Annotated in this window: 6 protein-coding genes; all 6 read left to right on the top strand. The window is 63.1% G+C overall.

Annotated features, from left to right (window positions below):
- A partial coding sequence (locus tag CEQ44_RS06805; RefSeq protein ID WP_256960028.1) for a DUF1622 domain-containing protein occupies window positions 1-291 on the top strand: 291 nt, incomplete at its 5' end.
- Between the two features lie 140 nt (window positions 292-431).
- Window positions 432-812 (top strand): hypothetical protein, encoded by a 381-nt coding sequence (locus tag CEQ44_RS06800; protein WP_024018504.1) that lies wholly within the window; start codon window positions 432-434, stop codon window positions 810-812.
- Between the two features lie 12 nt (window positions 813-824).
- A complete protein-coding gene (locus CEQ44_RS06795; protein WP_088181973.1) occupies window positions 825-2,816 on the top strand; it encodes an FAD-binding oxidoreductase in 1,992 nt (663 codons plus the stop codon).
- A 1-nt stretch (window position 2,817) separates the two neighbouring features.
- Window positions 2,818-3,501, top strand: a complete 684-nt coding sequence (locus CEQ44_RS06790; RefSeq protein WP_024018502.1) for an iron reductase — start codon at window positions 2,818-2,820, stop codon at window positions 3,499-3,501.
- Window positions 3,498-4,193, top strand: a complete 696-nt coding sequence (locus CEQ44_RS06785; RefSeq protein WP_024018501.1) for a cytochrome c3 family protein — start codon at window positions 3,498-3,500, stop codon at window positions 4,191-4,193. Before CEQ44_RS06790 ends, CEQ44_RS06785 begins: the two co-directional genes overlap by 4 nt.
- A 277-nt stretch (window positions 4,194-4,470) precedes the next feature.
- Window positions 4,471-5,757 carry an NRAMP family divalent metal transporter gene (locus CEQ44_RS06780; protein ID WP_052028229.1) on the top strand — a complete coding sequence of 429 codons (1,287 nt, stop codon included), beginning with the start codon at window positions 4,471-4,473 and terminating at the stop codon, window positions 5,755-5,757.
- Window positions 5,758-6,000: the final 243 nt, after the last annotated feature.

Below are 6,000 nucleotides of genomic sequence, written 5' to 3'. Positions count from 1 at the left end.
GGCGCCGGTTCTTCGCTGATCAGATTCCTGCAGCAATCCCTGAAAGGTCCGATCGACCAACATGTCGTCGGCAACTTCAGGTCGAGCCTCGGTGAAGCCATTCTTCTCGGACTCGAATTCCTGGTTGCGGCCGACATCATCAACACTATCGCGATCCAGCCAACGCTTAGCAGTCTCGCGGTCCTTGCCGGCATTGTGCTGATACGAACCTTCCTGAGTTTCTCGCTAGAGGTCGAGATCAAGGGTCGTTGGCCCTGGCAGCGGGCGACGGGAACCCCGCGCGATGATTGAGCATCGGCGCCGGCTCCGGGCGCCCGGGCGACAACGCCGGGGAAACAGGAAACTACGTATATTGGCGAAAATCGATTTGTGGTCCCTCGGGGCCGTTGCCAGCCGGATGTTCGGCCGGTCATAGCAATGGAGTATTGATCATGATCATGACGCGTTCTTCCCGCTTGCGCGCGCTCGCCCTAGGGGGTGCAATCGTGCTGTCGCCCGCCATCGCCTCGGCCCAGGGGCAAACCACCGGCCATCCGTCGACCCAGTCTGCGCCCTCCGCCAACGGGTCGATGCCGGCAGGCGGCATGGAGAAGCACGACGCGATGCCAGGCATGGCCGGCATGCCGATGCAGGACGACAAGATGCCTGCGGCCATGCCTCCGATGGCAAAGAAGGCCGGATGCTGCGGCATGAAGAAGATGCCGATGGCCAAGCACAAGGCAGCCCCGCACCGCCGCCATGCGAAACCCGCCACCGCGAAGCCGGCGCCGATGCCCGCGGACAAGCCGATGCCCATGAAGGATGACATGTAAGGAAGTCCTCAGGTGACGCGCCCTCACAACAACATCACCGGCCTCAAGCTATCGCGGGCTTTGAGGACGAGCGGTATCGCACTCGCGCTGGCGATGATCTCCGGATCACCGCCAGCGTCGGCGCAGATGGCCGAGTCAGAGCACGCGTCGCATCATCCAGCGGGCGGAGCCGCCGCGCCAGCGGCGATGCCAGCGGGCAACGTGATGGGGGCAGCAGCTCCGGCCGCGGCGAAAGCTGCCGATCCCATGGCGGCGATGATGAAAGGGATGATGGTGCCGTCGCCGGGTACCAAAATGGGCGCGGGACCGGCGGGATGCTGTGGAAACGGCGGCGCCAAACCCTTCTACCCCTCGCTGATGGACTGGCCCGTCCTGACCGATGAGGCACGACGGACGGTACGCGCCGCGGCTCTCGCCCGCCTGGGGTCGGGCGCCGAGGTCCTGACCGCGGAGCAAGCCCGGCTTCACCACGCTCTCATGTCGAACGACACGAAAGGAGCCCAGGATGCGATCAGGGGCGCCCGCGAAGGCCTCGCACTCGCGGACAGCGGAGCAGGCGCGCTCAGGGGCCTCGAAGAGGGCCGCCCTCCCCGGCAGATTGCCCTGAGCTGGTTCAAGACCCAGTCGGGTTTTGCCGTCAGCGACCAGATGGCATACGGAAACGAGCTGGCGGGCCTTTCCTGGTGGCACCTGATCGCGATGGCGCTGCTGGCGGCGGCTCTGGTTGCGGCGCTGCTACTCCGATGGGCGCGGCTGCGCCGCATCGCAAGCTTGGTGGAGCGGCTCGCACCAGGCGGGGCTACACCACCGGCCAGTCCGGCCACCTCTCCGGCCACCTCTCCGGCCCCGGCCCCCATCGTGCCGGCGCCCGCTGCTCCTGCAGGCGCAGCTACGCCCGGCAGCGCCACGCCGGCAGCGCCGCGCCTGTGGAAAGGCGTCCTGCGGATCACCGCGATCTTCGACGAGACCCCGAGCGTCAAGACGTTCCGGCTCATGGAACCGAACCGCGGGCCGATGCCGTTCACGTTCCTGCCCGGCCAATATGCCTCGATCACCTCGGAGATCGAAGGCCAGAAGGTCCGACGATCCTACACGATCTCGTCGTCGCCCACACAGCGCGACTATATCGAGCTCACGATCAAGCGCGAACAATATGGGCTGGAATCGCGCCATCTCCATGATCATGCCGCTACGGGCGACCTTCTCGAGATTGCGGCGCCCGCGGGCCGGTTCTTCTTCACCGGCAAGGAAGCCGAGGGGATCGTCCTGATCGCCGGCGGAGTCGGCATCACACCGATGATGAGTGTGCTGCGCAGCCTGACGGACCGCTCCTATGAACACGACATCTACCTCCTCTACGGTGTCAACACGCCGACGGATCTGATCTTTCGCGAGGAATGCGACTATCTGGCGCGGCGCCACCACAAGCTTCACATCGTCTCCATCGTCGCAAAGCCCGAAGGGACCGACTGGGCCGGGCCTTCCGGTTATTTGACGGCCGATTTCATCGCCGCTTCCGTTCCCGAAATCGCCAGCAGGCGCGTTCACCTGTGCGGCCCGCCGCCGATGATGGACGCGGTGAAGGCGGCGCTTGCGCAGCTCAAGGTGCCGGCGGAGCAGGTAAAGACGGAGGAATTCGCGCCCCCCAAGGGCGGACCCGTCCTTGAAGATGAACCGGCGGAGACCGCGACCGACAGCTCGGCATCGGCCGCCCCGCAGACGCCGCCCGCCATTCCTTCCGCGCAGGCGACGATCGCTTTTTCGAAGTCCGGCAAAAGCGGTGCACTCGCACCCGATCAGTCCGTGCTCGAGGCGGCGGAGGCCATTGGCGTGGCCATCGACTATGAATGCAGGGTCGGCATCTGCGGAAGGTGCAAGGTCCCGCTGCGGCAGGGCCAAGTGACGATGGAAGTGGAAGACGCTCTCGCCGCCGACGAGAAGGCCGACGGTATCATCCTCGCCTGCCAGGCAAAATCGGTGGGCGATCTCGTGGTGGACGCTTGAGATGACCGAAACCGAGAAAGTAACGGTCGGCGCTCTCTTGACCGCTCTTGCGCTGCTGGTCCCGGCCTTCCTGCTGCATTCCGCGCCGCGGTTCCCCGGGAGCCTGGCGGGAGGCCTGTTCGGCATCGCCGCCGCCCTGCTTTTCGTGCTCCTGCTCGTCTACAGCATCGTGAAGCGGCAGGCGTGGGTCAAGCAGCGCACGCAGCGTCTCGTCTCGCTTGGCGGACTGCTCAGTTTCCATGTGTATGCCGGCGCGATCGGCGCGCTGCTCGGGATTATCCATTCAGGGCACAAGTTTCAAAGTCCGATCGGCATCGCCCTCGTGATCGCGATGCTGACAGTCGTCGTCACGGGCTTCATCGGCCGATATTATCTGGCGCAGGTCGGCCAGGAATTGCGGTTTCAGCAAAAGGAACTCAAGGTCCTGCGCGACCGCTATGACGTCCTGGCGGCCGTATCGGCCGATCTGCACGGTCAGAACATCGTTGATCCATCAGGACTGCCGCTGGACTCGCTGCTCGGCGCGATAGCCGATCTCGAATTCACGATTACCGCACGCGACGTCATCAAGGCCACGCTCGACAGGTGGATCGTCGTGCATATCGTCGCGGCGATCATCATGTACGGATTGCTGACGATGCACATCTGGAGCAGCATCTACTTCGGCCTGCGGTGGTGGCCATGAACCGGACGACCATCGTCTATCTGATCCTTGCGACGCTCGCGGTGGCCGCCGCGATCGCCGTCCCCCTCACCATCTACCGCTCGGGCAGCACCGCGCTGCCGCAATGGGCGTCGTCGGTTCGACCCGGGCCGCTATCGAACGCCCATGCATTTCTCGAAGGCAAGTGCGAGAGCTGTCACACGCCCAATCGCGGGATCAAGGCCGAAACCTGTATTGCCTGCCATGCGTCGGCGCCGGAATTGCTTATGAAGCCGGAGACCGCCTTCCACGTTAACGTCACGGAATGCGCCGGCTGCCATGTCGAACATCAGGGGAGAGACATTCGGCCGGTCCGCATGGATCATGCCGTACTCGAGAAGATCGCCCAGCGTGGCATGAACCATCCCGCGGGGCTCGACTGCCAGTCCTGTCATGCCCCCCGGGACACGCATAAGGGCTTCTTCGGCACGGACTGCGCCAGCTGCCATCTCACGAGCAGCTGGAAGATCAGCGGATTTCTCCACCCCAGCCCCAAATCAACCGAATGTTCGCAGTGCCACAAGCCGCCGCCGAGCCATAACATGATGCACTTCGAAATGATGGACAAGACGATCACCGGCGAGAAGAGCGCCCGCGTGGAGCAGTGCTTCGCGTGTCACCAGACCGACTCATTCAACAATATCAAGGGTGTCGGCATGGTGAAGGTCCATTGACCCGTCATAGGGGTGTACCGGCAACAGTCGCTACGCGCGCTTTACTCCAGCCCGAAAGAGCAATTCGAGGATTTCCCGGAGTTGGAAAGGGCGCTGCCCGACAGCTTTTCCTCGCGCCACGTCCGTTCGCGCGAAAATGCCGCTGCCCGCAGACCACATTCACGAAACCGAACTCAAGGATCCGTAACCGGCCGACCAAAGAACTGGAAAAATGGGACCAGCGTGCACGAGAACCCCGTTGGCGCGCGAGCCGGATTCCCAACAGGACGGCCCTTTGATGAAAGCTCCACGCCCAAAGGCGTCTCGCACCCGCCGATTGCGACGCATCCGCCAAATATTTGGCCCAGGATTTATTGCCGGAGCCGCCGACGACGATCCCAGCGGGATTGCAACCTATGCGCAAGCCGGCGCGGCTTATGGATATATGCTTGGCTGGACCATGCTTCTCACCTGGCCGCTTGCCGCGGCCGTGCAGGAGATCTGTGGTCGAATAGGGCGAAGTACCCGCGCCGGGCTGGCTGAAACCATTCGTCGTCGTTGTCCATCACCCGTTCTAAGGCTCGTTGTCCTCCTCCTGTTCATCGCAAATATCATCAATCTCGGGGCCGACCTGGGTGCAATGGGCTCGGCGATGTCTCTCATAGGCGGCGGTCCCCCGCACCCCTGGGTGATCGTCTTTGCGCTTGCTTCAACATTGCTCGAGACGTTTGTGGACTATCAGCGATATGCCCGGCTCTTGCGATGGATGACCCTGGCGCTCCTGGCTTATGCGGCGACGGCATTTGTGGTGCATGTATCCTGGGGCTCGGTCTTGCGCGGGCTTGTAGTACCAGCCATGCCCGGCTCGGGAGCGTGGATGCTGGTGGCGGCGATCTTTGGCACCACGATCAGCCCCTATCTTTTCTTTTGGCAGGCCTCGCAGGAAGCCGAAGAAGCGGGCCTGGCCAGCGCTGGTGATGCGGAGCCAGGGCCAGACTGGCAAGTGCGCCGTATCCGACTGGACAGCTGGCTCGGAATGCTGTTCTCGAACGTCATTGCCATCTTCATCATCGTGACGACGGCCGCAACTCTGAATGTCGCTGGAACCACCCAGATTGATACGGCTGCTCAAGCGGCCGAGGCGCTTCGACCGCTTGCAGGCGATTTTGCCTTCGCGCTTTTCGCTGTCGGAATCATCGGGACCGGCATGCTCGCCATTCCGGTGCTCGCCGGCTCTGCGGCCTATGCCGTTTCTGAAGCATTTGGTTGGCGGACCGGCCTTGCGCAAAGCGCTGGGCGGGCCAAGGCCTTCTATGGCGTAATTGCTGCCGCGGGGTTGCTGGGTGTGCTTGTGCACTTCTCCTCGATCGATCCGATGAGGGCATTGCTATGGAGTGCTGTCGTCAACGGCTTTGTTGCAGCCCCACTTATTGCCCTGGTGATATGGCTCGGCTCGGATTCCGAAGCGATGAACGGCCAGCCCATTCCTCGGCGGCTGCAACTGCTCGGTGGCGCAGCCTGTCTGGTCATGGTCGGTGTTGCCATAATGACCACAGTTTCGTGGATCGCCCCGACCGCGCGATAAATGATGATGATCCCCTGGCGATCCAGCGCTCGCACGCACAGATCAAGCTTGGCACGAGATTGACGCGTTCCGCCCTCAGCAATTTCAGCATCGTGAATCCGGCCGACGCGCGGCCTGGCTCAGGCGACGCCGGTCAGCAAGTCCTGCGCACATTACGTAACGCGACGTGTGTGTGCTTGCCATAAATCGAAGAAATGCAAGCCAATCGCCCAAGTCACCGCGCCAGCATTAACGCCGTCAGGC

This window comes from Sphingobium sp. Z007 (assembly GCF_900013425.1).
Classification (GTDB): domain Bacteria; phylum Pseudomonadota; class Alphaproteobacteria; order Sphingomonadales; family Sphingomonadaceae; genus Sphingobium.
Note: the sequence above shows the minus strand (reverse complement) of the source record. Positions and strands in the feature narration are given on the sequence as shown.